This is a genomic window from Tenacibaculum sp. IMCC1 (assembly GCF_054906355.1).
On record NZ_CM142818.1, the window covers coordinates 1,170,855 to 1,195,252 of the forward strand.

Below are 24,398 nucleotides of genomic sequence, written 5' to 3' on the forward strand. Positions count from 1 at the left end.
TTTTAAGCAATTATGGCTACATACAAGAAAAGAGGTTACAAACCTAAGAAAGAAAAGGTTACACAAGAAGTAGAAGAAACATTTGATGAATCTCAAAGTACTACTGCTGAAGTATTTAATACTTTAGATGATACGGCGAATAAATCAGAAGAATGGATTGAAAAAAATAGCAAGCCATTATTTTACGGATTGGTAGCTGTTGCAGCTTTAATTTTAGTGTACTTAGCTTATAACAAGTTTATTGCTGAGCCAACACAACAAGAAGCTTCTAACGAATTAGCATACCCTAGAGCTTTATTTGATGAAGCTTCAACTTTTGCTGGAGCCAAAGCTGATTCTATCTATAACCTAGCTCTTATAGGAGGAGTTAATGGAAAATATGGTTTTATTGATATTGCTGATCAATTTAGTGGCACAAAAGCAGGAAACTTAGCAAACTATTATGCAGGTATTTCTTACCTAAAAATAAAAAAATACGAAGAAGCTATAGAGTATTTAAGCAGCTTTAGTTCAGATGATGAGCTATTAGGGCCTACTGCTTTAGGAGCTATTGGTGATGCTTTTGCTGATATCAATCAGCCAAAAGATGCTTTAGACTATTACCAACAGGCAGCTAATAAAAAAGACAATCAATTTACTACGCCTTTATTTTTATTCAAAGCAGCTCAAATTGCAATGGATTTAAAAGAATACAGTAAAGCTGAAAAATTATACACAACCATTAAAGAAAAATACGCTGATTCTGATCAAGGAAGAGATATTGAAAAGTATATCAACAGTGCAAAATACGCTCAATAATGGCAACAACAAATTTATCTTATTACGATAAAGCAACAATCCCAAATGCGAAGTCTTTTCGATTTGGGATTGTTGTTTCAGAATGGAATCCTGAAATCACTAAAAACCTTCATAAAGGTGCTATTGAAACTTTATTAGATTGTGGAGCTACAGAGGAAAATATTGTTTCTTGGGATGTTCCTGGTAGTTTTGAATTAGTGTACGGATGTAAAAAAATGATCGAAACACAAAAATTAGATGCTATTATCGCCATTGGAAATGTTATCCAAGGTGAAACCAAGCATTTCGATTTTGTATGTGAAGGAGTTACTCAAGGAATTGTAGATTTAAACATTAAGTACGATGTTCCTGTAATTTTCTGTGTATTGACCGATAACACCAAACAACAATCTATTGATCGTTCAGGCGGTAAACTAGGTAACAAAGGAATTGAATGTGCAGTAGCTGCAGTTAAAATGGCAGCAATTAAAAATCAAGAACGTCCATCAAAATCATTAGGTTTTTAATTAATTCTGTTATAGTTAAATATTATTAAAAAGCGTTTAGATTTTGGAATCTAAACGCTTTTTAACTTTAATTTATACACATTTTTTGACCACCTCTCTATAATTCAGTAACTTTGGAATTCGTCTTATTTGGTGTGATTTTTGTTCCACTTAAGCTATTAAAGAAGCAACAATTTTATGGGATTTATCAAAAGAGAAAATAAAAAGTTCGATTACAAACCTCGTTATTATCAAGGAGAAGGAAATCCTTATGAGATAAAACAAAAGTTTGATGAATACAGAACTACTGTTGGAAAAAGAAAAAGTTTAAAGGGAAAGTTTAATGCTGCTTTTGACGAATTTAAAGAGTCTGGTTACAAACTGAATAAAACTATAGTTATTATAGCGTTAGTTTTAACGCTTATTTTCTTGTTTATTATCGACTTTGATCTTACAATCTTTTTCCCTAAAAAATAATTAAATGTCAGATATTATACAGTTACTACCTGATCATGTTGCAAACCAAATTGCTGCTGGAGAAGTTGTGCAACGCCCTGCTTCTGTAGTAAAAGAATTGATTGAGAACTCTATTGATGCTGGTGCTACTTCTATCACCTTATTGTTAAAAGATGCTGGAAAAACTTTAATTCAAGTAATTGATGATGGTAAGGGAATGAGTGCTACGGATGCTCGTTTAAGTTTTGAACGTCATGCCACTTCAAAAATTAAAGATGCACAAGATTTATTCAACCTAAATACTAAAGGTTTTCGTGGAGAAGCTTTAGCTTCTATTGCTGCCATTGCGCATGTTGAGTTAAAAACGAAACAAGAAGATGACGAGTTAGGAACGCAGATAAAAATTGAAGGTAGTGAAATAACTTCTCAAGAAGTGGTTTCAACTGCAAAAGGAACTAGTATTGCTGTTAAAAATTTATTTTTTAATATTCCTGCACGTCGTAACTTTTTAAAATCTGACACTGTTGAAACCCGTCATATTGTTGATGAATTTCAACGTGTAGCCTTAGCGCATCCTACTATTTCTTTTTTATTACATCATAACAACAACGAGGTTTATCATTTAAAAAAGAGCAACTTACGTAAACGTATTGTAGCTATTTTTGGAACTAAAATGAACGAAAAATTAGTTCCTATTAATGAGCAAACAGATATTATAACTGTTAACGGTTTTGTTGCTAAACCTGAATTCGCAAAGAAAAAACGTGGTGAACAATTCTTTTTTGTGAATGACCGTTTTATAAAAAGCTCGTACTTAAATCATGCTGTAGTAAATGCTTTTGAAGGTTTATTAGAAAGTGGTTCGCATCCTTCTTATTTCTTGTATTTAGAGGTGCCTCCTAATACAATTGATATTAACATTCACCCAACAAAGACGGAAATTAAGTTTGATAACGAAAAAGCATTATACGCTATTTTACGTGCTACTGTAAAACATAGTTTGGGGCAATATAATGTAGCTCCTGTATTGGATTTTGACAGAGATGCTACTTTAGATACTCCTTACGATTATAGCAAAAAGAGTAACTCATCTGTTCCTCCAATAACTGTTGACCCTACATTTAATCCTTTTAAAACGGAAACTAATTACAAAGAGCCGTCTAATACAAATAGCTCACCTAAAAGTAGCACAACGCACAGTTATCAATCTAACTTTAAAAAAGATACTGGAAGTTGGGAAGCTTTATATACAAATACTGAAACCATTGAACCTATTCAACAAGAACAACTTTTTGAATCTGAGCAAGAAACTGAAACTGGAAAAACCTTCCAAATTCAAAAAAAATACTTGTTGAGTTCTATAAAATCAGGCGTGGTATTAATTCATCAATCTTTAGCACACCAACGTGTTTTGTATGAAGAATTTTTAGAGAACATTACTGTTAAAGAAGCAAGTAGTCAACAATTGCTGTTTCCTGTAAATATTTCTTTTTCTTCATCTGATATAGAAATGATATACAGTATAAAATCTGATTTAGAGAGTGCTGGTTTTATGTTTGATGAATTCACCAAAGAAAGTGTGGTAATTGCCGGAATTCCTACTTCAATAAGTGAAAGTCAAATCACCCTTATTTTAGAACAGTTATTAGACGATATTAAACTCGAAGTACCTGATAGTAGTTTTAGTCACTTTGACGTGATGGCAAAATCATTTGCTAAATCATTAGCTATAAAAACAGGAACTTCTTTAAGTGCAAAAGAACAAGAAAATTTAGTAAACAACTTATTCTCTTGCAAAGAACCTAATATTTCACCCTTTGGCAAACCTACATTTAAAACATTAGCTTTAAATGAAATTGATGCCATTTTTAATAAATAAAAAGTAATATGCCTAGATTAACACAAGCCATAAAGCATTTAATAATCATTAACGTGATTATGTATTTTGCTCCGCAGTTATTAAACATGGATTTAACTAATCTATTTGCTTTACATTATCCCAAAAACGAACATTTTGGGGTTTGGCAATATGTTACACACATATTTATGCATGGCGGACCAGCACATTTACTTTTTAACATGTATGGTTTATGGGCATTTGGTACCCCACTTGAACAAATGTGGGGACGAAATAAATTTTTATTCTTCTATTTTTCTGCAGGAATTGGTGCAGGTTTAATTTACACTTTCGTGAATTACTATCAATTCAATGGAATATACGAACAGCTAATTGGTATGGGAGTTTCTCCTGCTGAAATTCAAAATATTTTAAGTTCAGGTCAGTATAACGATAGCTTAATAACTTTGTCTAATAAAACTATGAGTGAATTTTATAGTTTATACCACACCCCTGCCGTTGGTGCCTCTGGTGCTATTTATGGAATTTTAGTTGCGTTTGGGTTAACTTATCCTGACGCTAAACTAGCATTGATTTTCTTCCCTGTTCCTATTGCTGCCAAATACTTTATTCCTTTAATTATTTTAAGTGATTTATTCTTTGGTATGACTAGTTATTCAATTGGTAACATTGCGCATTTTGCGCATATTGGTGGTGCTATTATCGGTTTTATCATTGCTTGGTACTGGAAAAAAAATCAATTTAAATTTCGTTAATTTAGTATCTTAACTTGTCTTTATTCAAGAAGTCATAAAAATATGAATATACTCGAAAACTTAAAATATAGATTCAAACATGCTGGAATTGTTGAACAATTAATTTACGTAAACTTAGCTGTTTTCTTACTTGTTTTTGTGACCAATACTTTTGGGTTTCTTTTTCAATCAAAAACAAACTTTTTAGTAGAATGGCTTGCGTTACCTGCTAACTTTGATGATTTTATTGTTAAACCATGGACAATTTTCACTTATGGCTTTCTACACACTCGTTTCATACATATCTTGTTTAATCTTATAATTTTATTCTTTGTTGGTAATCTTTTTTTAGATTATTTCACACAAAAGCAACTTTTAACTTTTTACTTACTAGGAACACTCTTTGGTGGACTTGTTTTTATTTTAAGCTATAATTACTTTCCTGCATTAGTAAACAGCTCCCATATTAATCTTTTATTAGGAGCTTCAGCAGGAACATCTGCGATATTAATTGGAATAGCAACTTACATCCCTAATTATTCATTTAAAATTCCTTTAATTGGCTATGTTAAATTATGGCATATAGCAGCATTTTTGGTTCTAATAGACATAATACAAATTGCGGGGAATAATACTGGCGGGCATCTAGCACATATTGGAGGCGCTTTGTTTGGTTTTTTCTATGTTCGTAGTGCTAGTAATAAAGAGTTGGATATTTTTAAATCGATAAACAAACTTTTTTCTAAAAAAGAAAGAAAACTCAAAACAGTTTATAAATCTGGTAATAAAACACCAAAACCTAACGTTGATAAGACTAGAAACCAAGAAGAAGTTGACGCTATTTTAGATAAAATTAGTAAATCTGGATACGATACTTTAAGTAAAAGTGAAAAAGAGTTTTTATTTAAACAAGGAAAAAATTAGATGAAAAAGTTTTCGATAGCTCATAAGTTTATATTCTTTATCAATTCAGTTTTTGCAGCTGTTTTATTGCTATCATATGCACTTCCGTACGTATCTCCACAAACAATTCCTTTCCTTTCTGTTTTTGGGTTGTTTGTTCCGTTTTTAGTTATCGTAAACATTGCTTTTTTTGTGTATTGGCTTATTAAAATGCATAAAAATGCTTTTTTATCATTACTTGTTTTAGCCATAGGATGGTTTGTTTCTACTCCATTAGTTAAGTTTTCTAATAAGGAGGTAATTTTAAATGATGATTTAAAAATAATGAGCTACAATGTCCACTTGTTTAATCATTATAAACATGAAGAAGATGTTACTACTGAACAAAAGATTTATGAGTTCATCAATAATGAAAATCCAGACGTTATTGCTGTACAGGAATTTTACAATTCTAAAATGTTAGATATTAAACTTCCTTATAAATACATCAAAACGAAAACGAAAACGAATAAATTTGGATTAGCTATTTATTCCAAACACCCAATTATAAACTCTGGTTCTCTTGATTTTAAACAAAGTGCTAACAACACCATTTTTGCCGATATTCTTGTAAAAGATGACACCGTTCGTGTTTATAATGTGCATTTAGAATCATTAAAACTAAATCCGAAAAAAGAAAATTTTGGAGAAAAAAGTTCTGAGCGTTTATTTAAACGTTTAGAAAATGGTTTTGTAAAACAAGTAAGTCAGGTTGAATTAATTCAACAGCATGAGTATTCATGGAAAGGTAAAAAAATTGTTTGTGGCGACTTTAATAACACCGCTTATTCTTGGGCTTATAAACAATTGGCTTCTGATAAAAAAGATGCTTTTATTGAATGTGGAATTGGTTTAGGCAAGTCTTTTAGGTACATTTATCCTATGCGAATCGATTTTATTTTAACAGATAAAAAAGCTACTGTGAATCAATTTAAAACCTACGGAGACATAAAACTATCTGACCACTACCCTGTTATGACTCGTTTACATTGGTAAATTAATTTTTAATTCGGTATAAAAGTGTATTTTTAACCGAACTAAAAATAATACTATGAAACAGCATTACCATGTTGCTATTATTGGCAGCGGACCATCAGGAGCTTCAACAGCTTTTTACTTAGCTCAAAAAGGAATTTCAACAGTTATTATTGAAAAAGAAACTTTACCACGCTATAAAACATGCGGTGGAGGTTTTGTTTTTAGAGGTCGCAAAAACTTACCTTTTGATATTAAAGAGGTCGTTGAAAAAGAGTTTCATACTGTTGATATTTATTTGGGAGAGAAACTTCACTTTAAAACGCATAGAGAAGAACCAACTATTTCTATGATTATGCGTGATTCTTTTGACAATCTTATCACGCAAAAAGCAAAGGAGTTTGGTGCTACTTTACTAGAAAACCATAAGCTAAAAGGACTAACTTTTTCTGATGATATTATTACTCTTGAAACTTCTCAAGGTAATTTTACTGCTAATTTTGTTATCGCTGCCGATGGTGCTTTGAGTCCTACAGCTAAAATGGCTGGGTGGAAAGAAGATACTCGTAAATTAATTCCTGCTTTAGAATATGAAGTAGAAGTTTCTGACGAAGACTTTAAACGTTTATCAAAAGAAGTTCGTTTTGATATTGATGCTATTCCTTACGGTTATGCTTGGAACTTCCCAAAGAAAAAGCATTTATCTATTGGGGTTGCCTCTGCTAGAAGAACTAAAATTAACTTGAAAGAATATTATCAAGAATACTTAAAAACATTAGGAATTACAAATATTGTTAGCGAATCACAACATGGTTTTCAAATTCCTGTTGCTCCTCGTACAGATGGTTTTGTTAAAAATAATGTGTTTTTAATTGGTGACGCTGCTGGTTTTGCTGATCCTATTACTGCTGAAGGAATTTCTAATGCTATTTACAGTGGTAAATTGGCTGCTGAAGCTATTATTGAGAGTGAAAAAGAGCCTGAATTAGCTACTAAATTATATTTAGAAAAAATATCAGAAAGCCTACTTCCTGAAATAAAAACTGGTTTATGGCTTTCAAAATGGTTTTACGAGCAAAAGAATATCCGAAATATTGTATTAAAAAAATATGGTCAGCAGTTTAGTGAAGCGATGGCCGATGTTTTTCACGGGGATAGAAGTTATCCTAAAGATATTAAAAAAACAATTACGAATCGAATTAAAGATTTAGTTTCATATTAACAAAGAGATTGCTTATAGCTACTATCATTTTTGATTAGCAATACAGTTTTAAAATTTAAATACTATTATTTACACTTCTTATTTGTAAAGAAGAATATCTAATTTTGTGTTTAATTAGAACAGTATTATGAATCTAGATAGTTACTTAATTCCTATAATTTATTTACTCGGCCTTATTCAAGGAATTATATTTAGTATACTTTTAATTTACTTGGATAAAAAAAATAATCGCCCTACATTACTTTTAGGGTTATTTATTTTTGCTTACTCCATAAATTACCTTAAACCAATAGCTAAACTTTTAGATTTAGATAAAAATTACTCTTTTTTAAATAATCTTCCTGTTGATTTTACTTGGTTACTATTCCCTCTTTTTTATGTTTATATAAGAAATATTTCTATACTACCTAAATCTAATAAAGTCTATTTTTATTTATTACCAGGTTTGTTAATGTTAATTATAGATATATTGGTTTATCTTAATTTATCATCAGGGTTAGAACAGTTAAAACTTTCAAAAGAATTTCGTTTTGTAAATCATATAGGTGGGCATTTATATGATATTTTTATATACTACAAAACTTATACTTTTATAAAAAAACATACCGAAGAAACTAACAATCAATACACTTCTACTACAGGTAAAGAGCTACAATGGGCTAAAACATTTATGTCAATTGGTCTCTTTTTTACGCTCACACTTCATTTTTTACCTGAAATAACAAATAAAACTCTCAATTTATTTATTATTTTAATTGATGTTGGGCTTTTATACTGGATTAGTATTTATGGGCTACAACAACAAACAATTAAAAACTTGACTCAACAAAAAGACTCTAAGATTGAAAAGAAGAACAATTTTAATAGCGAGAATAAAATAAGTAAAGTTGATACAGATTTATTTAACCATATTCAACAAACTATAATTTTACATAAAAAATATAAAGATCCAGATTTAACCATTGCTGATGTAGCTAATATTACAAATCAACACCCTAAAAGAATTTCTTTTGTTATTAATGAAATTTCAAATAAAAACTTTAAAACTTTTATAAATGGTTTTAGAGTTAATGAAGCTATAGAAATTTTAAAAAGTAATAATTCAAAAAACTATAGTATTGAAGGTATTAGTTTAGAGGTTGGTTTTAAAAGTAAAAGTGCTTTTTATAGTGCCTTCAAGAAAGAAACTGGTACTACTCCTACTAATTATAAAAATAGCTTTTTCTAATATTTAACCTATAAAAACCTGTTTCTTTCATTTAAAAAAGAGTTAATTAAAGTTCTATTTTCTGATTTTCGAACTCATTATCTCTTTATCTTTCATATTTAAATGATTTAAAATATTGAGTTTTGCAAAAAATTAAAAATTAAAACTACATGAAAATTAAACATTTTTTAAAACCTCTATTTTTTTTATTTATCTCTATTATGCTTACTAACTGCTCTAGTGAAGAAAACGAAATAGAAATAATACCAACTAGTTTCAATACTAGTAATGATTTTAATTATTTTATTAACCACAATAATACTCTTAAAATATATTTAAAAGGCACTTTTAAAGATGGTAATGATTTAGCTGATGTAACTGATAGAGGATTTGTATATGGAAAATCATCAAACCCTATTCCTAATAGCAACAATACTGTGGTTGCCGCAGGTCCTGCTGACAATATTACTGGTATAGTCGACAATTTACAAAAGGAAACAACTTATTATATTAGAGGTTATTTTAAACTAAGTGATAACACATATTTCTATGGAAATGAAATTAAAATAAACACTAGTATAGACGCTAGTGAAAGTAGGTCAATTAACATGATAATCAAACCGAAACTATTCTTTAAAAATTCAGAAGGTATTACCCCAGAATTAGAAGTAATTTCTATAGAAAAAGAATCTCCTAAAGAAATTGGTTTTGAATATAGTTTAAATGAAGATTTTTCTAACAGCTCTATAGCCTTAGATACTGATGTATCTGGTAATATTTTTAAAAATATTTATACTGAATTTATTGAAGAATTAACACCTGAAACCACTTATTACTTTAGACCTTATGCTAAATACAATGATGGTAGTGTTACAAATGGAGGAACTAGTGTTGCTTCTTTTAAAACAAATAAAGCATTTTAATTAAAAAATATTTTCTGACTAGTGCTAAATAATTATTATAGTTATTTAGTACTGGTCGTTATTTTTTCATTTATGCCTAAAAAATAAACACCTATTCTAAAAACGATTTAATCTACAATTTTTCTAGTAACTTGCTGTAGAACAATTACACATACAAGTGAAAGAAATTAAAACTACTACTTTTTTAAAACTTCCTTTTCTGTTTGATACAGATAAACTATTACATGATTATTCTTTAGTTGTAAATCAACATTGGATTCCTCATTTCAACACATCTGGATATCAAGGTGAGTGGAAAGCAATCTCTTTGTATGCTGGCAATGGTGATGCTTCTAATATTTTTGCTTTTCAAAATGATAATAGTACTATTAAGGAAACTCCGATAATGAATGATTGCAATTATTTTAGAGAGGTTATCAACTCTTTTCAATGCCCTATTTCATCTGCTCGCTTACTACGTTTAAATGTTGGTTCAGAAATTAAACCTCATCGTGACTACAAACTAGGTTATGAAGATGGCAACTTTCGCTTACATATTCCGATTATTACGAATAATAAAGTTGAATTTATTTTAGATGATGAACAATTGAAAATGTTACCTGGTGAGTGTTGGTATACGAATGTAAATTATATACATTCAGTTACTAATAAAGGAAATGAAGACCGTATTCATTTAGTTATCGATGCTGAAAGGAACGAATGGTCTGATACTTTATTTTTTTCTCTTGCTCCAAAAGAAAGTTTTCAACCTAAACAAGAAGAAATTGATTCACCAGAAACAATACACCTTATCCTAAACGAGCTAAAACGTAGCAATGAACCTGCTTCGAAAAAACTTATTAATGAAATGGAACAGAAGTTATCAAAGCTTACATCAAAATAAACAACTCTTATAATAGCTTGTAATGAATTTAAAAAAAGAGTTACTACATATTACTTCTAAATTCTTTGATGAAACATCTAATTATTCTTCTTCTTTAAAAGATTATAAACAATTACTCTTTAGAATTTCAAATGAAGCTATAAATCATGAAGAGCATCGAAATAATGTTCAACTTGAAAATGGTGTAGCAATAGGTACTTTATGGGCAGCTAATTGCCTTGATGATTTAGAAAGAACTCTAAAATTTATCAAAGGAATTGATATTGCTATTCAAGAGAAAATCTATCAAAAAGACTCATTACATATACTTTATGCTGGTACTGGTCCTTTTGCTTCGCTTATACTTCCTTTTATATTAAAGTATGCTGATTTGAATATAACATACTCACTTTTAGAGATAAACCCTCTGAGTTTTGAAACTTTAAAAAGTACAATTAAAAAATTAGATTTAGAAAACCATAATATCAACTTTATAAATCAAGACGCTACAAAATATAAATTCCCTAAAAACTTTTCTCCAGATATTATTTTAAGTGAGACGATGCAACGTGCATTGGATAGTGAGCAACAAGTTTCTGTTTTTTATAATTTAATGAAGCAGTCTAATTCAAATACTGTTTTTATTCCTGAGAAAATTACATTAGCTATTGGTACTAGCTCATACAAAAACGATGAACCTAACATTCAACAAAAATATTATCGTGAACATCATAAGGTTTTTGAAGTTAGTAAAAAAGCACTGAATTCGAGTGAGTGGTTGTTTGAAAAAAATTCAAACAATTTAAATTTTATTGAAAAACGTACAGTTTTAAGAGAGAAAGAACTTTCTACAGCTAGTGAAATTGTGGTGATGACAGAAATTACAATTTATAAAAATGAGAAGCTTATGATAAATGAAAGTGGCTTAACTGTTCCTAAGTACATTCAGGATGTTTCCAACAACGAAAAAGGATTCTTAACTATCAAGTCTAGATATATAATTGGCTCTAATCCTAAACTTGAGTTAAAAATTATTTAAACAAACTTTAAGTTTACTCCTTTTTTCTCAGCATATTTTTTTGCTGCTTCTTCTAGCTCTAAGTTTTTTTCTTTAAACTCTTCAAAACTTCTTAATTTAAACTCTTTTATTAACTGATTAATTTCTTGTTGAGTTTTTCCTTCATCGTACATATATGCTATTTCTGCATAGTCTTTTTTATAAAAGTCTATACAAAACTCAAACAATTCAATTGAAGCATTTATTAAATCTTTTGAATCTTCGTTTACTTCTAACTTCTGAATGTCTCTTAAACTTCTTTCAAGGTTTGGTATTGTTACTCTGTGAAGATATTGAGAGTATGTTGCGGAATATTCTTCTCCATCATTATCATAATACTTTAAATATTCATTTTTTTGTAATTCTTTAAGTTGTTTAAAATATCCTATGCCATAATTAACAGTTAATAAATTGGCTTTGAGTACTGTTTTTTCAACTACCTTTTGCGGAGTTTCTTTCTCACACCCTGTTAATAAGATACATACTACAATAATTCCTAGAATATTTTTTATACTTTTCATTTCAACTACCTTTTATTGTTCTAAAAAATAATTTCAGTTTTATACAAAAACATTGCAAACAAGGCTTTTTTTTGATTTTTTGATAGAAACCCCACACCCCTACCTTATTTAAGCCTTCGTTTACAATGTTATATTTTATGTTTTCTCTTTCTTTATTTTGTTAGTTTATATGAAAATGAATGAAGCTACAATCATCCATATTCCAACAACGATTCCTAATAATCCTAATTTTCCTTGTTTCGGTGCAATCTTCCCTCTCAATATTTCTGCTTTTTCTCTAGCTTCTGGATTTTTTGATAGTAATAATTTGTTTATCATTCCGTATCCTAACATAAAACCTAACCCTGCTTCTACAATGCTTCCTGCTAAAAAGGTTCCCCACCATATTGGTGCTGTAGTTAACCAACCTAAGTTTAAAATAGCTGAAATAATTCCCCAAATTCCCCAAATACAGAAAATAAGACCAATCCATCCTTGGTAAGGCTCTATTTTTTCTAATAATTCTTTAGCATTAGGCTTTTTTGATAAAATTAAAGATGGTACCGCTACAATACTTAAAAATACTAATGAGATTCCGTAAATCATGTTTGATTAAAATTTAAATGGTTTATATTGATTTTTATTATTTATGTATTAAAAGTGCTGAAGAAAATATAAACAGCATTAAAAAAGTTACGATGATAAGCCCCGAAAACATCCACCAAGGAGTTTTACTTGTTTGCTTATATTCTTTCGCCTTTCGTTGTAAGTCTGGTGGCATTTGGCTTTTGCTCATTTCCAGTTTACAATGACCACAAATACTATATGTTTTTTTGTATAAAGGAATAACAGGAATCCAAAATACATGTACATACAATCTATTTACCTGAATAAATAAACGTTCTGGTGTATTGCAATAACTACAACTATGATTGTTTACTGGCTGTATACTTATTTTGGCTTCTCGCCATCCAAAAATGACCATAACTTTATTACTTAATAATTATGGTACAAAGATGCGTTGGATGTGATTCTTAAAATAGACTGAAACTAGTGAAAGTTACTACCCTGTTTTCAGGGGGTGGTAAAATTACTACTCTACTAAGCCCAGTTTTATTGCGTATTTTGTTAATCCTGCAAGGTTTTTTACGTTAAGCTTAGATATTAAGTTTTTTCTATAACTCTCAATAGTATGCTTGCTTAAAAAGAGTTTATCTGCAATCTCTTGTGTAGTATATTCTTCTGCAATTAATTTAAGTACATCTTTCTCTCTAGCTGTTAACATTATTGACGTTTCCTTTTTTTTATTAAAAACATTTTCCATGTAAGCTTCTCGCACAGATTGTGAAAAATATTTTTCTCCATTAAGAATAGTTTGTACTGCTTTTAGTAGTTCAGATTGAGTTGCATTTTTAGATAAATATCCGTCTACATTATTTTTGATTAATGTATCTATCATTCCAGCATCTGTATGCATGCTAACAATTAATGTTTTAATATCCGAGCGTTCTTTTTTTATATAATCGTTTAACGTAATACCATCTATATCTGGCATAGAAATATCACTAATAACAATATCTATATGTTGATTCGGATTTGTTTTTATGTACTTTATTACATTTTCACCATTATTTGCTGTAAGCAAGATATTGTACACATCTTCATTTTTAAAAATATTTACCAACCCATCTAAAAACATTTTATGGTCGTCAACTAAAATAATATTGTAAGTCATCATATATTAATTTAAAGGTACATTAATATCTATCACTGTTCCTCTACTTGGAAAAGAGTTAATTAAAATATTTCCCTTAACTGTTTTTAATCTGTCTTTTAAATTCTGAAATCCTAATCCATATTTTACTTTTTCTTGATCAAATCCAACACCATCATCTTCAAAAAGTAGTTGTATCGTGTTATTAAACAGAGAAAGCTGAATATCTATTTGTGTTGCCTTCGCATGTTTTAATGCATTGGTTAATAATTCTTGAATTATTTTATAAAGCTCTACTTTTAAATTCTCATTTATTTTATCTACCTCTTCCGTTGGATGGATTTGTAACGTTATTTGTTCTTTAGATAGCGCTTTTACATTATTTATATATTCTGTTATTATTGTTGTAAAAGCAGAATCTTTAAACTTTTTAGGCATTAAGTTATGAGATAACTCTCTTACCTGATTATAGGTTTCATCTACTTGTTTAATTATGCTTTCTTCCTCTAATTTACTCTTGTTTGATAGTTGTAACTTTATGGTTGCTAAATTCCCTCCAATACTATCGTGTAGCTCTCTGGCAATACGTTTTCTTTCATTATTCTGCCCTTCTAATGATGCTTTTACTAACTTTAATTCTTGGTCTTTAAGTAACGTAGTTATTTTTTGTTGGTTTACTTCTTCTAAAGTCTTATTAAGTTTACTTTGTGTTTGAAGCTTTTGATAGTACACATATAATAAAGCAAGTACAGGTATTAATACTATAAGAAAGGCTATTAGTATGTATGCTTTCATTGTTTTTTGTCGCTCAATCTCTTGCTTTTGCTCCAGTGTTTTATACTGTACTTCAAGCTCATTTACTTGCTGTTTATTTTGACTTACTAAAATTTCATTATTAACACGATTTAATTGCGTCATTAAAGCATGTGCATTTTTATAATCTCCTGTTGAAGCATAGGCGTTTTGAAGTCCTAAAATAGCTCTTCTTTCTATCTCTAAATTTGCCCATTGTATGGAATTTATATATACTGTAGAAAGTATTTTTTTAGCATTTTCATAGTCTTTTTCTTTTAAATAAAGAATGCCTAATGTATTTCCTGTCTTGGCATACAATGTAAAAAAACCTTTAGATAACGACTCATTAAAAACATAATAACAAACATCTAGAGCTTCTGTTATTTTACCTTCTTCTTTCAATACTTTTCCTAGCCACAAATCAGTTTCTAAAGCTTCTTTCACAAACCCCTCGGCCACGTAGTGTAATCTAGCTTTATTATAATTTTCTCTTGCTTTCTCATACTCTCTTTGAGTATAATAAATAAACCCTAGTTCATAAAAAGCATCGTGTTTTAATTTTTCGTTTGGAGCATTTTCAATGCATTCTTCTATAATTGCCTTTCCTTCCTCTTCTTTTCCTCTAACATACTTTACAGCTCCTAATCCTATTCTATTTTTAACAAATAATTCATCATCCGGTTTATTATTTGAGTGCTCTATTCCTTTAAAATACCATTTCAAAGCTTCATCAAAAAGTCCCTTTTCTAACTTTCCTTCAGCCACTATACTAGAAACCTTTGATAAATGATTTTCTTTATCTATCAATTTATTCTTAGTTGTTTCCGTGTACAGTTTATTTCCATAGTATATAATGGAATCTAAATTTCCTTTTTCTCGATGAAACTCTATAAGATCAAATGTCGCATCATATTTAGCTTTGAAGTCTTTTGCCTTATTTATTTTTGAAAAAAGAGAATCATTAGGTATTGTGGGGTTTACACCAAAAGCCTTAAATCCTTGTACTCCCACCGACTGCGACATTCCTTCTAAAGCAAAAAACAAAAGAACTGTGATTATAACTTGTTTTACAAAAAACAATCTCATTTCTTTTTTTAAGTAGCCTATTCTCATCTCAATTATTAAATCTTTTCTATAAACAATAAGAACCGCTAAAATTACATAACATTTTTATTTCTTAATTAACTATTAACAACTTTATTATATACTCTTCATTTCCAAAACAGAAGCAGTTTTTATAAAAAAAACAAAAATTATTTTTTATAGTTAGGAAACCTAACTATATTTGTATCAAAATTTAAAATCAATATAATTATGAGTAAATCTATTTTTTATCACGCAGGTTGCCCTGTTTGTGTAAGCGCAGAACAAGACATTATTAACTTAATTGGTTCTGATAATGTTGAAGTAGTTCATTTTGGAGAAGACAAAAGTCGAATTTTAGAAGCAGAAAATGCTGGTGTAAAATCTGTCCCTGCTTTGGTAACTCCTACTGGTAATGTTCTCCATATTAATTTTGGAGCATCAATGGAAGAAGTAAAAGGATAATTTTTTTGCTCTATAAAGTTAGGATTCCTAATTTTGTAGAGCTTTTAATATTATAAATATATAATAAAATGAAAGCAGCTGTTTGGGATACCTACGTAACTAAAAAAGATAATACAATAATGCATTTTGATATTATTGTGCCTTCTAGCAATAAAGACACTAACATAATTTTCAACTATGGTAAGGAATATTTAAAAACTAAAGGATTAGAAAACCTTGAACTATCTTCAAAAGAATGTGTATTTTGCCATATTGAAATACTCAAACCCGAATGGGAAGATGCTATACATAAAAAAGGGTATTTTATATACGAAATGGAAAATTGTAATTAATGAAATCTCCTTTTGACTTAAACCAGCAAAACACTAAAATTGAAAGTAAAATAGTTGTAGCTTTAGAACGAATTTCTGAAGCTTTTAGAGTACTTCTTTGGAGCGAAAGCAAGGAGAATTCTTTAAGTCCTATCCAAATTCAACTTCTAATCTTTTTACTCTTTCACTCAGAAGAAAAATGTAAAGTGAGTTATTTAGCTGAAGAGTTTAACATGACTAAAGCTACTGTTAGTGATAGTATTAGGGTTTTATTAAAAAAAGAATTAGTTCAAAAGTTTCATAACCCTAACGATACTAGAAGTTATATTATTGGTCTAACTGAGCAAGGAAAACAAATAGCTCAGAAATCAGCTAACTTTACTTTCAATATTGAGAAACCTTTGAGTTCATTACCTGAAGATCAAAAAAAAGACATACTAACAGGACTCTTAAAAGTAATATACCAGCTTAATAAAGCAGGAGTTATAACTATTCAAAGAATGTGCTATACTTGCTCTTATTACCAACATGAAAACAATGAACATTTTTGTAATCTTTTACAATCTAAACTAGCTTCTAAAGAGTTAAGAATTGATTGCCCTGAACACGAATTTAAGAGTTAATAATTTAAAGCATTAACTTTATTTTTTTGGGTATACTAAAAAATTAATTTTATTACATACAACCTTTTATTTTTGACAAAAAAACACAAATGGCTATACATAACTTGATTCTTCAATCGAAAGAAACAACTATAGAACTAGATAAAATTCATTTTAGCGATGAAAACAAAAATACGCTACATCAACTATTAAAAGAATTTAAACACGTTGCTGTTTTAGATAAATACAAACTGCCTGTTGATAATAAAATTTTATTATTCGGACATACTGGTTGTGGTAAAACTACCACCGCTAAGGCTATTGCCAAAAAGCTTGATAAAAAAATTATCATACTTAATTTGGGTAGCATTGTTTCTTCAAAACTAGGAGAAACAGCTAAAAACATTTCCGAAGTTTTTAAAAAAGCTACTAGAGAAAGCGCTGTTTTATTTTTAGATGAGTTTGATTACATCGGTAAAGCTCGTGATTATGATAGCAAAGATTCTAGCGAGATGAAACGATTGGTAAATACTGTTATTCAACTTGTAGATCAACTTCCAAATGACGTTTTATTAATTGCTGCCACAAATCACTCTAGTGTTATTGACACTGCTCTTTTAAGACGTTTTCAATTAAAACTAAAATTCGAAGCACCTAGTGAATCGGATTTAGATAACTATTATGAGACTTTGCTGCAACAATTCCCGGAAGAGTTTAGAGAAGTAAATCGTATGTATGATATATCGTATGCAGAAGCTAAAGACATTACTCTTCGAGCTGTAAAAAATAAAATTATTGAAAAAGAAGAACTAAACAATCAATTAGTAAATGGATACTATTCAAAAAAACCTTAGCATTATTCATCAAAGAATACAATTTGCTTGTAAGAAAGCTAATAGAAACCCAGAAGATGTTCGTTTATTGTTAGCTACAAAAACAGTAAATACTGATAAAATAAATTTTGCTTTAGAACAAGGTGAAACTCTTGTAGGTGAAAATAAAGTACAAGAATTAAAACAAAAATGTAATGCAATAAAACAACTGCAACCTGAAGTACATTTTATCGGTCATTTACAAAGTAACAAGATTAAAGAAGTTATAAAATGGGCTAGTTGTATTGAATCTATAGATCGCTTATCTGTCGCTCAAAAATTGCATCAACGCTTAACTTTTGAGGAAAAAGAAATTGATGTATACATACAAGTAAACACCTCTTTTGAAGAAAGTAAGTTTGGAGCCAAACCAGAAGAAACTATTGAATTAGTAAAAAAGATATCTGAATTCAAAAATATTCATATCAAAGGATTAATGACCATTGGTTTGCTAAGCTCGGAATCAGATGAAGTTCGAAAGTGTTTCCAACTTTTAAAGCAACTTCAAGAAGAAATCAAGGCACTACAAATTCCTAATGTAGAAATGAATGAACTCTCTATGGGAATGAGTGGCGATTTAGAAATTGCTATTGAAGAAGGCGCTACTATTGTACGTGTTGGAACAGCTATTTTTGGAGAACGAATACATCCTGACAGCTATTACTGGAACGAAACAAAAAGTAATACTTAGTTTTTCTGTACTCTTTTTAGGTTTAACAAATCAATCGGATTAATTCCTAAACCTGTAACATTTTTCTGTGTAAAGCGAATTACCTCATCATAATATAACGGTACAATTGGTGCTTCTGCAATAATAATGCTATCCATTTTTTGATATAGTTTATAGCGTTTTTTCACATCTACTTCTTTGATAGATTGTTCATACAAAGTATCAAAAAAGTCATTTTTAAAATGCGTATAGTTAGGTCCATTAGGAGTAAAATTTTTGCTGTAAAATAGCGACACATAGTTTTCCGCATCAGGGTAATCAGCAATCCAACTTGCTCTAAAAATAGGCAACTTTCCATTTGCTTTTCCTTGACGCAAGGTTGAAGGCGGAATCACATCTACTTTGGTAGCTACTCCTATTTTTTGTAATTCACGTTGAATAAACTCGCACAAATCTAAATAATTGCTGTTCGTTGTAATGGCTATTTGTGGATTCTCATCTCCTGTCTCTTCTTTGTATTGTGCTACTAACCTCTTCGCTTCTTCAGGTTTGTATGAATATCCTTGTTGGTTATTGAATGAAGGCAATCCTTTCGGGATGAATCCACTTGTAGCAGGACTCCCAATTCCGTTTCTTAAGAACTTAATCATCTTCTCCCTATCAAAACCATAATTGATGGCTTGTCGTATCAATTTTGATTTTGTTGGATGTTTCTCTTCTCCATCTAAGTAAATTCCTAAATATTCTGTGTTTAAATACGCTCCTGTTTGCATATTGATTGTAGAAGCATATTTCTCTTTTAAAGTTCCATCAGTGTTTAGAATATCATCTTTATACGAAGCATCTAAACTCTTCATAAAGTCGATATTTCCTTGAATAAACTGTAAAAACTCACTTTGTTTGTCTGGTAAAAAAGTAACCGCTACTGCTTCTAAATACGGAAGTTGTTTTCCATTTTCATCCTTTTCAAAATAGAATGGATTTTTTCTCAATACCAACTTAGTATTTTCAACCCAAAGTTTAAAATGAAAAGGTCCTGTTCCTATCGGATTTGCTCTAAATTCATTCCCAAAATAATCAACTGCTTCTTTTGGTACAACCGAACAATATTTCATAGCCAGCAGTCCTAAAAAAGGTGGAAAAGGTTGCTTTAAATTGATGGTAAAGACAGAATCGTTCTCTGCTTTGAATTTTTCTACATTTTGTAATACCCAACCTCCTGGAGACGCTACATTCTTATCAAGTAATCTATTAAAAGAATATTCAAAGTCTTGGGCTATTACATTTCTCGTAGAATCTTTTCCAAATAATTCATGCTTATGAAATAACACGTCATTTCTTAACTCAAACTGATAGGTTTTTCCATCTTCAGAAACTGTCCAGTTTTTTGCTATCGAAGGTTGTACTTGTAAACTATCATCTAATTCTACCAATCCATTATATAGTTGGTTGACTCCCCAAATATTTCGCTGATCTTTTGCAAAAGCAGGATCTAATGAAGTAATATTTGAGTGCTCATTATAACGAAAAACCTGGTTGTTTGTATATTTTGATTTCTTTTTAGTACAAGAAAAAAGAAACAATAAGGCTATTAAAACAACTAATTTATTTCTTTTTACGTTTATTTTTATAGTAGGTTTTATCTGCAATGTATATGGTTTTAGAAACTTCTGCAAAAACAACAGTTTTATCTTGGTTCGTTATTTTAATATCTTTTATTAAATTGATTTCCTGTTCATTTTTAACCTGCTTTTTTATTTGTTTTATTTCATCTTCAGAAAAAATAAAATCTACATAAGCGTCTTGCTTTACAGGTCTTTTAAATAATATTGTTGCAGCTTTATCCCAAACTACATAAGTATCTCCAAGAATATTTATTAACTGAATCATAAAAATAGGATCGGTTGCAGAAAATAAGCTCCCTCCAAAAATAGATCCTACGTAATTCTTATTCTTATAAGTAATAGGAATTTTTACTTGCGCTTTTAACAAATCTTCAGAAACATAATTTATTTTCCCAGTAGATCTTCTATACATGGGAGAAATATTGAATCCATACTTAAAAATAGTACTTTGTTTAAAAAACCTTTTTAAAAAATTAGAAATTGTTGCGTACATACCTATCCTTTTTCAAAACCATACTCTCGTTCTACTTTACATATACGTAGTTGATATTTTTTATACCACCTTTCTCTTCCTTTATTTCTAGCTTCAGTATGCTCTACATTATTTTTCCATTTTACAATAGCATCCAAACTTTCCCAATAAGAAACCGTAATGCCTACATTGCTTCTTGTCGACTCAACACCTAAATACCCATCTTGTTCTTTAGCTAAATTGTCCATTTTTTCAGCCATCTCATAATATCCTTCTGTATCATCTGAAAGAGTTGTCGTGAAAATTACTGCGTAATATGGAGGTTTTAAATTATCTACTATCATAAAATTAGTTCATATTTTGTTTCTGGTAGACCAATATCGTCACTTATAAATTTCTCTATCGCAACAAAGTTGAATCGTTCTAATATTTTAGCGGAAGCAACATTTTTATCCACCACACACCCTATAAGTTTTTTCATTCCTATGGATTTACAGTACTGTATTAATCCTTCACAAAGTTCAGTTGCAAAACCATTTCCCCAGTATCGTTCTATAAACCGATATCCTATTTCATCATTTCCTTCTTCATCTTTTACCAAAGCAACCGTACCTACAAATTCATTGTCTGACTTACGTTCTATGGCATATATCCAAAAATCATTTTCTTTATTAGTGTATCGTGCTATAAGCTGTTCTAAATCCTCTTTACTTTCTTCTAAATCTTTAGGTTCCCCAGTGGCGTATTGCAATACTTTCGGATTGCTTTCTAGCTCATAAAAAGGTTCTATATCAACAACTTGAAGCTTTCGAATAAGTAATCTTTTCGTTTCAAAAATCATGAATATTATCGTACTTTTGCAAACCCAAAACTGCTTTAAGCAGTCGTAGATTAAATAAACTATACGAACTTCTAAAAAATTAAAGACTTGTACAAGGCTTTTGTTTTTTATTTAGGATAGAGAAAAGATGAATGTAGATAAGAAAGTAGCTTTTTACACCTTAGGTTGTAAATTAAATTTTTCAGAAACCTCAACTATTGCCAGAAACTTTGTTAATGAAGGATTTGAACGTGTCGAGTTTGAAGAGGAAGCAGATATATATGTGATTAATACTTGTTCGGTAACAGATAATGCTGATAAACGCTTTAAGAGTATTGTAAAATCTGCTTTAAAGAAAAATGAAGAAGCTTTTGTTATTGGTGTAGGATGTTATGCACAATTAAAGCCAGAAGAATTAGCTGCAGTTGATGGGGTAGATTTGGTACTGGGTGCTACGGAAAAGTTTAATGTAACTAGCTATATTAACGACTTAACCAAAAATGACATTGGTGAAGTACATTCTTGTGAAATTGAAGATGCCGATTTTTATGTAGGTTCGTATTCTATTGGAGATCGTACTCGTGCTTTTTTAAAAGTGCAAGATGGTTGTGACTACAAATGTACTTACTGTACGATACCGCTAGCTCGTGGAATTTCTCGAAGTGATACGTTAGAAAATGTATTGAAAAATGCCAAAGAAATTTCAGAAAAAGGGATTAAAGAAATCGTTTTAACAGGAGTAAATATTGGTGACTACGGAAAAGGTGAATTCGGTAACAAAAAGCACGAACATACCTTTTTAGAGTTGGTACAAGCTCTTGATAAAGTAGAAGGAATTAACCGTTTACGAATCTCTTCAATTGAACCTAACTTATTAAAAGATGAAACAATTGATTTTGTTTCCAACTCAAATACGTTTGTTCCTCATTTTCACATTCCTCTACAATCAGGAAGTGACACACTTTTAAAGAAAATGAAGCGTCGCTATTTACGTAAAGTATATACTGATAGAGTTGCAAAAATTAAGGAAGTAATGCCTAACGCTTGTATTGGTGTAGATGTTATTGTTGGGTTCCCTGGTGAAACAGATGAATTGTTTTTAGAAACCTATAACTATTTAGCTGATTTAGATATTTCTTACTTACACGTTTTCACGTATTCTGAAAGACCAAATACTGAAGCTAACGAAATGGATGGTGTGGTTCCAAAGAAAACACGTGCAAAACGAAGTAAAATGCTGCGTGGATTATCTGTTAAAAAACGTAGAGCTTTTTATGAAAGTCAGTTAGGTAACACGTTAACTGTTTTATTTGAAAGTGAGAACAAAGAAGGGTATATCCACGGGTTTACAGAAAACTATGTAAAGGTTAAAGCTCCTTGGAATCCTGAATTAGTGAATACATTACATACAGTTACGTTAACAAAAATTGATGAAGATGGTTTAGTTCGTTTTGATTTTGTGGATACTGAAGTTATTGCTTAACTTGTCAACTAGTTCACTCAATCAAAAAATCTACCTATGAAGTACCTATTATATTCTTTTTTAGCCTTAGGAATCTCTTGTGGTATTCCTAAAAAAGGTTCTGAAACTAAACTAGCTGAGCCTACTGAAAAAGTAATAATTGCTAAAGAAGAAGCTACTAAACCTATGGCTTCTCAAAATCAACTGATTGTTGTTCTTAAAAACGCTAAAAGTATTGATGATGTAAAATCACTTATAAAAAACAGCGGTTTAACTTGGAGTAAAATGGCTTATGAAACAGATGCTTCAAAAATAGGTATTGTTGAAGTTCCAGAAGGGAAACGTGATTTTTGGATTGATAAATTACAAGAAAGTGGTGAGTTCAGATTGATTGATGCCAACACCGATGAAAAATTAACTAACATTATTTCCGAAGAAAAAAACAATCTATTAAGAATTACTAAAACTCAATGTTTTGGTGACTGCCCAGTATATACTGTTTCCATTGATAAAAAAGGAAACGTTGTTTACAACGGTGTAGAATATGTACTTGTAAAAGGTATTCAGAAATTTACGCTTTCTGAAAAACAATTACAAGAGTTAAACGAAAAACTTGCAAAAAAGGATTTTAAAAATTTTAAAGACGCTTATAACAATCCTAGAATACCTGATTTATCTAGCACTTACATAGTTCATGATGGAAAACAAATTTTAATTCGCTTATGGAAAGATATTCCTGATGAACTTATTGATATACATGAATATATAGATGGTATTTTATTAGACAAAAAGTTTATTGAATAATGCCTAAAACTCACTTATATTTTGTTCCTGGTTTAGCTGCCAATACCAAAATATTTGAGCGTATTTCTTTACCAGAGGAACATTTTGAATTACACTTTTTAAACTGGATGCTTCCAACATCTATCGATGAAAGTATTCAAGACTATGCGCAAAGACTATGTGCTAAAATCCAACATAAAAACCCTATCTTAATTGGGGTCTCTTTTGGGGGAATTATCGTACAAGAGATGAGTAAAATTATTGATTGTAAAAAAATAATTATAATTTCTAGCGTTAAAAACAGCAAAGAATTCCCCAAACGTTTTAAATTAGCACAAATAACAAAAGCCTATAAGCTTTTCCCTTCTAAAGTTATTTCAAATATTGAAAGTTATGAACGCTACTTTTTTAATGATTATTTAAAAAAACGAGCTGAGTTATATAAAATATATTTATCCATAAGAGATAAAAAGTATTTGCAATGGGCTATATACAACGTATTACATTGGGAGCAAGAAAAATCGATTCCTGGAATAATACATATTCATGGAAAAAAAGACGAGGTTTTTCCTATAAAGTATATCAAAAACGCAATTGAAGTTGAAAATGGTACACATGTGATGATACTGACAAAGGCAAAAACTATTTCTGAAATATTAAAAAAGGAATGTTTTTTGATGGATTAATACCATTACACAACTTGAC

The 24,398-nt window shown here is 29.9% G+C and carries 29 protein-coding genes; 20 read left to right on the top strand and 9 right to left on the bottom strand.

Annotation, left to right across the window (positions count from 1 at the left end; genetic code table 11):
• Positions 1 to 12: 12 nt before the first annotated feature.
• The 12 genes from ACXIHB_RS05365 to ACXIHB_RS05420 all read left to right on the top strand — a co-directional run bounded on the left by ACXIHB_RS05365 (position 13) and on the right by ACXIHB_RS05420 (position 11,501).
• Positions 13 to 798 carry a tetratricopeptide repeat protein gene (locus ACXIHB_RS05365; protein ID WP_437824146.1) on the top strand — a complete coding sequence of 262 codons (786 nt, stop codon included), beginning with the start codon at positions 13 to 15 and terminating at the stop codon, positions 796 to 798.
• Complete coding sequence (gene ribH, locus ACXIHB_RS05370; RefSeq protein WP_047790451.1) at positions 798 to 1,304, top strand: 6,7-dimethyl-8-ribityllumazine synthase; 507 nt, start codon at positions 798 to 800, stop codon at positions 1,302 to 1,304. Before ACXIHB_RS05365 ends, ribH begins: the two co-directional genes overlap by 1 nt.
• Before the next feature lie 177 nt (positions 1,305 to 1,481).
• Positions 1,482 to 1,760: a riboflavin synthase subunit beta gene (locus ACXIHB_RS05375; protein WP_462099120.1), complete on the top strand. Its 279-nt coding sequence runs from the start codon at positions 1,482 to 1,484 to the stop codon at positions 1,758 to 1,760.
• Positions 1,761 to 1,764: 4 nt separating this feature from the next.
• Entirely contained in the window at positions 1,765 to 3,618 is a 1,854-nt protein-coding gene (gene mutL, locus ACXIHB_RS05380; protein ID WP_047790453.1) for a DNA mismatch repair endonuclease MutL, read from the top strand.
• Positions 3,619 to 3,626: 8 nt separating this feature from the next.
• The gene (locus ACXIHB_RS05385) at positions 3,627 to 4,352 is read left to right on the top strand and encodes a rhomboid family intramembrane serine protease (protein WP_047790454.1); all 726 of its coding nucleotides are present in this window, start codon (positions 3,627 to 3,629) and stop codon (positions 4,350 to 4,352) included.
• A gap of 42 nt (positions 4,353 to 4,394) precedes the next feature.
• On the top strand, positions 4,395 to 5,255 hold the full coding sequence (locus tag ACXIHB_RS05390) for a rhomboid family intramembrane serine protease (protein ID WP_462099121.1): 861 nt from the start codon (positions 4,395 to 4,397) through the stop codon (positions 5,253 to 5,255).
• Positions 5,256 to 6,269 carry an endonuclease/exonuclease/phosphatase family protein gene (locus ACXIHB_RS05395; RefSeq protein ID WP_073184842.1) on the top strand — a complete coding sequence of 338 codons (1,014 nt, stop codon included), beginning with the start codon at positions 5,256 to 5,258 and terminating at the stop codon, positions 6,267 to 6,269.
• A gap of 55 nt (positions 6,270 to 6,324) precedes the next feature.
• Positions 6,325 to 7,470 (top strand): geranylgeranyl reductase family protein, encoded by a 1,146-nt coding sequence (locus ACXIHB_RS05400; protein ID WP_159494571.1) that lies wholly within the window; start codon positions 6,325 to 6,327, stop codon positions 7,468 to 7,470.
• A 211-nt stretch (positions 7,471 to 7,681) separates the two neighbouring features.
• On the top strand, positions 7,682 to 8,698 hold the full coding sequence (locus ACXIHB_RS05405; RefSeq protein WP_462099122.1) for a helix-turn-helix domain-containing protein: 1,017 nt from the start codon (positions 7,682 to 7,684) through the stop codon (positions 8,696 to 8,698).
• A gap of 149 nt (positions 8,699 to 8,847) precedes the next feature.
• A complete protein-coding gene (locus tag ACXIHB_RS05410) occupies positions 8,848 to 9,600 on the top strand; it encodes a hypothetical protein (RefSeq protein WP_462099123.1) in 753 nt (250 codons plus the stop codon).
• A gap of 157 nt (positions 9,601 to 9,757) precedes the next feature.
• Entirely contained in the window at positions 9,758 to 10,483 is a 726-nt protein-coding gene (locus ACXIHB_RS05415; protein WP_462099124.1) for an aspartyl/asparaginyl beta-hydroxylase domain-containing protein, read from the top strand.
• 22 nt (positions 10,484 to 10,505) lie between these two features.
• Positions 10,506 to 11,501 carry an SAM-dependent methyltransferase gene (locus ACXIHB_RS05420; protein ID WP_437824134.1) on the top strand — a complete coding sequence of 332 codons (996 nt, stop codon included), beginning with the start codon at positions 10,506 to 10,508 and terminating at the stop codon, positions 11,499 to 11,501.
• Here ACXIHB_RS05420 and ACXIHB_RS05425 read toward each other — a convergent pair.
• From ACXIHB_RS05425 to ACXIHB_RS05445, 5 genes are all read right to left on the bottom strand, one after another.
• Positions 11,498 to 12,040, bottom strand: coding sequence for a hypothetical protein (locus tag ACXIHB_RS05425; protein WP_462099125.1), 543 nt, complete (start codon positions 12,038 to 12,040; stop codon positions 11,498 to 11,500). The genes ACXIHB_RS05420 and ACXIHB_RS05425 overlap by 4 nt on opposite strands.
• Positions 12,041 to 12,205: 165 nt before the next feature.
• Positions 12,206 to 12,625 (bottom strand): hypothetical protein, encoded by a 420-nt coding sequence (locus ACXIHB_RS05430; protein ID WP_047790461.1) that lies wholly within the window; start codon positions 12,623 to 12,625, stop codon positions 12,206 to 12,208.
• Positions 12,626 to 12,662: 37 nt separating this feature from the next.
• Positions 12,663 to 13,004, bottom strand: a complete 342-nt coding sequence (locus ACXIHB_RS05435; RefSeq protein WP_047790462.1) for a zinc-ribbon domain-containing protein — start codon at positions 13,002 to 13,004, stop codon at positions 12,663 to 12,665.
• 108 nt (positions 13,005 to 13,112) lie between these two features.
• Positions 13,113 to 13,757, bottom strand: coding sequence for a response regulator (locus tag ACXIHB_RS05440; RefSeq protein WP_159494576.1), 645 nt, complete (start codon positions 13,755 to 13,757; stop codon positions 13,113 to 13,115).
• Positions 13,758 to 13,760: 3 nt separating this feature from the next.
• Positions 13,761 to 15,614 carry an ATP-binding protein gene (locus tag ACXIHB_RS05445; protein WP_462099126.1) on the bottom strand — a complete coding sequence of 618 codons (1,854 nt, stop codon included), beginning with the start codon at positions 15,612 to 15,614 and terminating at the stop codon, positions 13,761 to 13,763.
• Between the two features lie 228 nt (positions 15,615 to 15,842).
• On the opposite strand from ACXIHB_RS05445, the gene ACXIHB_RS05450 reads away from it, so the two are divergent.
• From ACXIHB_RS05450 to ACXIHB_RS05470, 5 genes are all read left to right on the top strand, one after another.
• Positions 15,843 to 16,076 carry a thioredoxin family protein gene (locus tag ACXIHB_RS05450; protein WP_167714128.1) on the top strand — a complete coding sequence of 78 codons (234 nt, stop codon included), beginning with the start codon at positions 15,843 to 15,845 and terminating at the stop codon, positions 16,074 to 16,076.
• A gap of 68 nt (positions 16,077 to 16,144) precedes the next feature.
• A complete protein-coding gene (locus tag ACXIHB_RS05455) occupies positions 16,145 to 16,408 on the top strand; it encodes a DUF2024 family protein (protein WP_047790466.1) in 264 nt (87 codons plus the stop codon).
• Positions 16,408 to 17,010, top strand: a complete 603-nt coding sequence (locus ACXIHB_RS05460; protein WP_462099127.1) for a MarR family winged helix-turn-helix transcriptional regulator — start codon at positions 16,408 to 16,410, stop codon at positions 17,008 to 17,010. Before ACXIHB_RS05455 ends, ACXIHB_RS05460 begins: the two co-directional genes overlap by 1 nt.
• Positions 17,011 to 17,099: 89 nt before the next feature.
• Positions 17,100 to 17,843, top strand: a complete 744-nt coding sequence (locus ACXIHB_RS05465; protein ID WP_462099128.1) for an AAA family ATPase — start codon at positions 17,100 to 17,102, stop codon at positions 17,841 to 17,843.
• Entirely contained in the window at positions 17,818 to 18,552 is a 735-nt protein-coding gene (locus ACXIHB_RS05470; protein WP_462099129.1) for a YggS family pyridoxal phosphate-dependent enzyme, read from the top strand. Before ACXIHB_RS05465 ends, ACXIHB_RS05470 begins: the two co-directional genes overlap by 26 nt.
• Here the strand turns inward: ACXIHB_RS05470 and ACXIHB_RS05475 are convergent.
• The 4 genes from ACXIHB_RS05475 to ACXIHB_RS05490 are packed head-to-tail and all read right to left on the bottom strand — an operon-like array spanning position 18,549 to position 21,469.
• Positions 18,549 to 20,180 (bottom strand): ABC transporter substrate-binding protein, encoded by a 1,632-nt coding sequence (locus tag ACXIHB_RS05475; RefSeq protein ID WP_462099130.1) that lies wholly within the window; start codon positions 20,178 to 20,180, stop codon positions 18,549 to 18,551. The two genes, ACXIHB_RS05470 and ACXIHB_RS05475, sit on opposite strands and share 4 nt — an antisense overlap.
• Positions 20,137 to 20,649, bottom strand: a complete 513-nt coding sequence (locus ACXIHB_RS05480) for a DUF4442 domain-containing protein (RefSeq protein ID WP_047790469.1) — start codon at positions 20,647 to 20,649, stop codon at positions 20,137 to 20,139. Before ACXIHB_RS05480 ends, ACXIHB_RS05475 begins: the two co-directional genes overlap by 44 nt.
• Positions 20,650 to 20,651: 2 nt before the next feature.
• A complete protein-coding gene (locus ACXIHB_RS05485) occupies positions 20,652 to 20,972 on the bottom strand; it encodes an antibiotic biosynthesis monooxygenase family protein (protein WP_047790470.1) in 321 nt (106 codons plus the stop codon).
• Complete coding sequence (locus tag ACXIHB_RS05490) at positions 20,969 to 21,469, bottom strand: GNAT family N-acetyltransferase (RefSeq protein WP_173360427.1); 501 nt, start codon at positions 21,467 to 21,469, stop codon at positions 20,969 to 20,971. Before ACXIHB_RS05490 ends, ACXIHB_RS05485 begins: the two co-directional genes overlap by 4 nt.
• 127 nt (positions 21,470 to 21,596) lie before the next feature.
• On the opposite strand from ACXIHB_RS05490, the gene mtaB reads away from it, so the two are divergent.
• Genes mtaB through ACXIHB_RS05505 form a run of 3 tightly spaced genes read left to right on the top strand, consistent with a single transcriptional unit; the run spans position 21,597 to position 24,379 of the window.
• Entirely contained in the window at positions 21,597 to 22,931 is a 1,335-nt protein-coding gene (mtaB, locus tag ACXIHB_RS05495) for a tRNA (N(6)-L-threonylcarbamoyladenosine(37)-C(2))-methylthiotransferase MtaB (protein ID WP_159494584.1), read from the top strand.
• A 36-nt stretch (positions 22,932 to 22,967) separates the two neighbouring features.
• Entirely contained in the window at positions 22,968 to 23,714 is a 747-nt protein-coding gene (locus ACXIHB_RS05500) for a DUF6438 domain-containing protein (protein ID WP_462099131.1), read from the top strand.
• Positions 23,714 to 24,379 carry an alpha/beta hydrolase gene (locus tag ACXIHB_RS05505; protein ID WP_462099132.1) on the top strand — a complete coding sequence of 222 codons (666 nt, stop codon included), beginning with the start codon at positions 23,714 to 23,716 and terminating at the stop codon, positions 24,377 to 24,379. The genes ACXIHB_RS05500 and ACXIHB_RS05505 overlap by 1 nt, the downstream gene beginning before the upstream one ends.
• The last annotated feature ends 19 nt before the right edge of the window (positions 24,380 to 24,398 follow it).

Bases quoted from the DNA above. Each gene is read 5' to 3' on its own strand.
- ACXIHB_RS05365 (WP_437824146.1), top strand. From the start codon at position 13: ATGGCTACATACAAGAAAAGAGGTTACAAACCTAAGAAAGAAAAGGTT.
- ribH (WP_047790451.1), top strand. From the start codon at position 798: ATGGCAACAACAAATTTATCTTATTACGATAAAGCAACAATCCCAAAT.
- ACXIHB_RS05375 (WP_462099120.1), top strand. From the start codon at position 1,482: ATGGGATTTATCAAAAGAGAAAATAAAAAGTTCGATTACAAACCTCGT.
- mutL (WP_047790453.1), top strand. From the start codon at position 1,765: ATGTCAGATATTATACAGTTACTACCTGATCATGTTGCAAACCAAATT.
- ACXIHB_RS05385 (WP_047790454.1), top strand. From the start codon at position 3,627: ATGCCTAGATTAACACAAGCCATAAAGCATTTAATAATCATTAACGTG.
- ACXIHB_RS05390 (WP_462099121.1), top strand. From the start codon at position 4,395: ATGAATATACTCGAAAACTTAAAATATAGATTCAAACATGCTGGAATT.
- ACXIHB_RS05395 (WP_073184842.1), top strand. From the start codon at position 5,256: ATGAAAAAGTTTTCGATAGCTCATAAGTTTATATTCTTTATCAATTCA.
- ACXIHB_RS05400 (WP_159494571.1), top strand. From the start codon at position 6,325: ATGAAACAGCATTACCATGTTGCTATTATTGGCAGCGGACCATCAGGA.
- ACXIHB_RS05410 (WP_462099123.1), top strand. From the start codon at position 8,848: ATGAAAATTAAACATTTTTTAAAACCTCTATTTTTTTTATTTATCTCT.
- ACXIHB_RS05420 (WP_437824134.1), top strand. From the start codon at position 10,506: ATGAATTTAAAAAAAGAGTTACTACATATTACTTCTAAATTCTTTGAT.
- ACXIHB_RS05425 (WP_462099125.1), bottom strand. From the start codon at position 12,040: ATGAAAAGTATAAAAAATATTCTAGGAATTATTGTAGTATGTATCTTA.
- ACXIHB_RS05430 (WP_047790461.1), bottom strand. From the start codon at position 12,625: ATGATTTACGGAATCTCATTAGTATTTTTAAGTATTGTAGCGGTACCA.
- ACXIHB_RS05435 (WP_047790462.1), bottom strand. From the start codon at position 13,004: ATGGTCATTTTTGGATGGCGAGAAGCCAAAATAAGTATACAGCCAGTA.
- ACXIHB_RS05440 (WP_159494576.1), bottom strand. From the start codon at position 13,757: ATGATGACTTACAATATTATTTTAGTTGACGACCATAAAATGTTTTTA.
- ACXIHB_RS05445 (WP_462099126.1), bottom strand. From the start codon at position 15,614: ATGAGATTGTTTTTTGTAAAACAAGTTATAATCACAGTTCTTTTGTTT.
- ACXIHB_RS05450 (WP_167714128.1), top strand. From the start codon at position 15,843: ATGAGTAAATCTATTTTTTATCACGCAGGTTGCCCTGTTTGTGTAAGC.
- ACXIHB_RS05455 (WP_047790466.1), top strand. From the start codon at position 16,145: ATGAAAGCAGCTGTTTGGGATACCTACGTAACTAAAAAAGATAATACA.
- ACXIHB_RS05460 (WP_462099127.1), top strand. From the start codon at position 16,408: ATGAAATCTCCTTTTGACTTAAACCAGCAAAACACTAAAATTGAAAGT.
- ACXIHB_RS05465 (WP_462099128.1), top strand. From the start codon at position 17,100: ATGGCTATACATAACTTGATTCTTCAATCGAAAGAAACAACTATAGAA.
- ACXIHB_RS05470 (WP_462099129.1), top strand. From the start codon at position 17,818: ATGGATACTATTCAAAAAAACCTTAGCATTATTCATCAAAGAATACAA.
- ACXIHB_RS05480 (WP_047790469.1), bottom strand. From the start codon at position 20,649: ATGTACGCAACAATTTCTAATTTTTTAAAAAGGTTTTTTAAACAAAGT.
- ACXIHB_RS05485 (WP_047790470.1), bottom strand. From the start codon at position 20,972: ATGATAGTAGATAATTTAAAACCTCCATATTACGCAGTAATTTTCACG.
- ACXIHB_RS05490 (WP_173360427.1), bottom strand. From the start codon at position 21,469: ATGATTTTTGAAACGAAAAGATTACTTATTCGAAAGCTTCAAGTTGTT.
- mtaB (WP_159494584.1), top strand. From the start codon at position 21,597: ATGAATGTAGATAAGAAAGTAGCTTTTTACACCTTAGGTTGTAAATTA.
- ACXIHB_RS05500 (WP_462099131.1), top strand. From the start codon at position 22,968: ATGAAGTACCTATTATATTCTTTTTTAGCCTTAGGAATCTCTTGTGGT.
- ACXIHB_RS05505 (WP_462099132.1), top strand. From the start codon at position 23,714: ATGCCTAAAACTCACTTATATTTTGTTCCTGGTTTAGCTGCCAATACC.